Below are 3,267 nucleotides of genomic sequence, written 5' to 3' on the forward strand. Positions count from 1 at the left end.
CATAGGCTGCGTGGAGGGAACGCGGGGAAGTGAAACATCTCAGTACCCGCAGGAAGAGAAAACAATAGTGATTCCGTTAGTAGTGGCGAGCGAACGCGGATGGGGCTAAACCGAGCCATGTGTGATAGCCGGCGGGCGTTGCATGGTCGGGGTTGTGGGACTTTCCGTATCAGTTCTGCCGGACTGGTGAAGTGAGGTGCGGGCGTATAGGCGAATCGGTTTGAATGCCGGACCGTAGAGGGTGAGAGTCCCGTAGTGCTAATGCGTTCCGCCGCTTTGTGGAAGTATCCCAAGTAGGACGGGGCCCGAGAAATCCCGTTTGAATCTGCCAGGACCACCTGGTAAGCCTAAATACTACCCAATGACCGATAGCGGATAAGTACCGTGAGGGAATGGTGAAAAGTACCCCGGGAGGGGAGTGAAATAGTACCTGAAACCGTGCGCTTACAATCCGTTGGAGCCTCCTTGTTGGGGTGACAGCGTGCCTTTTGAAGAATGAGCCTGCGAGTTAGTGTTACGTCGCGAGGTTAACCCGTGTGGGGAAGCCGTAGCGAAAGCGAGTCTGAATAGGGCGAGTTAGTGGCGTGATCTAGACCCGAAGCGAAGTGATCTACCCATGGCCAGGTTGAAGCGCGTGTAAGAGCGCGTGGAGGACCGAACCCACTTCAGTTGAAAATGGAGGGGATGAGCTGTGGGTAGGGGTGAAAGGCCAATCAAACTTCGTGATAGCTGGTTCTCCCCGAAATGCATTTAGGTGCAGCGTTGCGTGTTTCTTACCGGAGGTAGAGCTACTGGATGGCTAATGGGCCCTACAAGGTTACTGACGTCAGCCAAACTCCGAATGCCGGTAAGTGAGAGCGCAGCAGTGAGACTGTGGGGGATAAGCTTCATAGTCGAGAGGGAAACAGCCCAGAACGCCAACTAAGGCCCCTAAGCGTGTGCTAAGTGGAAAAGGATGTGGAGTTGCGAAGACAACCAGGAGGTTGGCTTAGAAGCAGCCATCCTTGAAAGAGTGCGTAATAGCTCACTGGTCAAGTGATTCCGCGCCGACAATGTAGCGGGGCTCAAGCACACCGCCGAAGTTGCGTCATTCATATATTTGGCAGGCCTTCGTGGTCCAGCCGTGTGGATGGGTAGGGGAGCGTCGTGTGGGCAGTGAAGTCGCGGTGTAAACCAGCGGTGGAGACCACACGAGTGAGAATGCAGGCATGAGTAGCGAATGACGGGTGAGAAACCCGTCCGCCGAATGATCAAGGGTTCCAGGGTCAAGCTAATCTGCCCTGGGTAAGTCGGGACCTAAGGCGAGGCCGACAGGCGTAGTCGATGGACAACGGGTTGATATTCCCGTACCGGCAAAAAACCGTCCATATTGAACTGGTGATGCTAACCACCCCAACCACCCATCATGAGGCCTTCGGGTCTTGTATCGGGTGTGAGGCGTGGGACCCGAACCAGGGAGGTAAACGTATTAACAGGTGTGACGCAGGAAGGTAGCCGAGCCAGGCAATGGAATTGACCTGGTCCAAGGATGTAGGGCGAGTCATAGGCAAATCCGTGACTCATATAGCCTGAGACCCGATAGGCGCCCCTTTTGGGGGGTGATTCGGTGATCCTATGCTGCCAAGAAAAGCATCGACGTGAGGTTTTAGCCGCCCGTACCCCAAACCGACACAGGTGATCAGGTAGAGAATACTAAGGCGATCGAGAGAATCATGGTTAAGGAACTCGGCAAAATGCCCCCGTAACTTCGGGAGAAGGGGGGCCTGCCTCGTGAACACCACTTGCTGGTGTGAGCGGGTGTGGGCCGCAGAGACCAGGGGGAAGCGACTGTTTACTAAAAACACAGGTCCGTGCGAAGTCGCAAGACGATGTATACGGACTGACTCCTGCCCGGTGCTGGAAGGTTAAGAGGACCGGTTAGTTCTTCGGAGCGAAGCTGAGAATTTAAGCCCCAGTAAACGGCGGTGGTAACTATAACCATCCTAAGGTAGCGAAATTCCTTGTCGGGTAAGTTCCGACCTGCACGAATGGAGTAACGACTTCCCCGCTGTCTCAACCATGAACTCGGCGAAATTGCATTACGAGTAAAGATGCTCGTTACGCGCAGCAGGACGGAAAGACCCCGAGACCTTTACTATAGTTTGGTATTGGTGTTCGGTGCAGCTTGTGTAGGATAGGTGGGAGACGTTGAAGCTCGGACGCTAGTTCGGGTGGAGTCATCGTTGAAATACCACTCTGGCTGTACCGGTCACCTAACTTCGGCCCATGATCTGGGTCAGGGACAGTGCCTGATGGGTAGTTTAACTGGGGCGGTTGCCTCCTAAAGAGTAACGGAGGCGCCCAAAGGTTCCCTCAGCCTGGTTGGCAATCAGGTGTCGAGTGTAAGTGCACAAGGGAGCTTGACTGTGAGAGCGACAGCTCGAGCAGGGACGAAAGTCGGGACTAGTGATCCGGCGGCACGTTGTGGAACGGCCGTCGCTCAACGGATAAAAGGTACCTCGGGGATAACAGGCTGATCTTGCCCAAGAGTCCATATCGACGGCATGGTTTGGCACCTCGATGTCGGCTCGTCGCATCCTGGGGCTGGAGTAGGTCCCAAGGGTTGGGCTGTTCGCCCATTAAAGCGGTACGCGAGCTGGGTTTAGAACGTCGTGAGACAGTTCGGTCCCTATCCGCTGCGCGCGCAGGAAATTTGAGAAGAGCTGTCCTTAGTACGAGAGGACCGGGACGGACGAACCTCTGGTGTGTCAGTTGTACTGCCAAGTGCACCGCTGATTAGCTACGTTCGGAAGGGATAACCGCTGAAAGCATCTAAGCGGGAAGCCCACTTCGAGATGAGATTTCCATACACTTTTGAGTGTGAGAGGCCCCCAGCCAGACCACTGGGTTGATAGGCAGGATGTGGAAGCGAGGACTAAAGACTCGTGAAGCTGACCTGTACTAATAGGCCGATAACTTAAACCACAAACACCAACACTTGGTGTTGGCAAGTATGCTGCGTCCACTATACGGTCCCGAAACAACAAACCTATGTTGTTTTTTACGGGATACAATCAAAGATGAACCATAGTTATTATGGTCGTGACCCATAGATTCACCATTCATACCCCTTTGCCTGGTTTTCAGGTTTGGGTGTGGAGGGTACTAGAGTTACGGCGGTCATAGCGTGGGGGAAACGCCCGGTCCCATACCGAACCCGGAAGCTAAGACCCACTGCGCCGATGGTACTGCACTCGGGAGGGTGTGGGAGAGTAGGTCACCGCCGGA

At 54.5% G+C, this 3,267-nt stretch carries 2 rRNA genes; both read left to right on the top strand.

The window, feature by feature from the left end:
- Nucleotides 1–2,965: ribosomal RNA gene (locus ABEA12_RS15220) — 23S ribosomal RNA — on the top strand; the annotation flags it as partial.
- Between the two features lie 186 nt (nt 2,966–3,151).
- Nucleotides 3,152–3,267 (top strand): 5S ribosomal RNA (gene rrf, locus ABEA12_RS15225); the annotation flags it as partial.

It is taken from the genome of Paeniglutamicibacter antarcticus (assembly GCF_039544305.1).
GTDB classification, from domain to species: Bacteria; Actinomycetota; Actinomycetes; order Actinomycetales; family Micrococcaceae; genus Paeniglutamicibacter; species Paeniglutamicibacter antarcticus_C.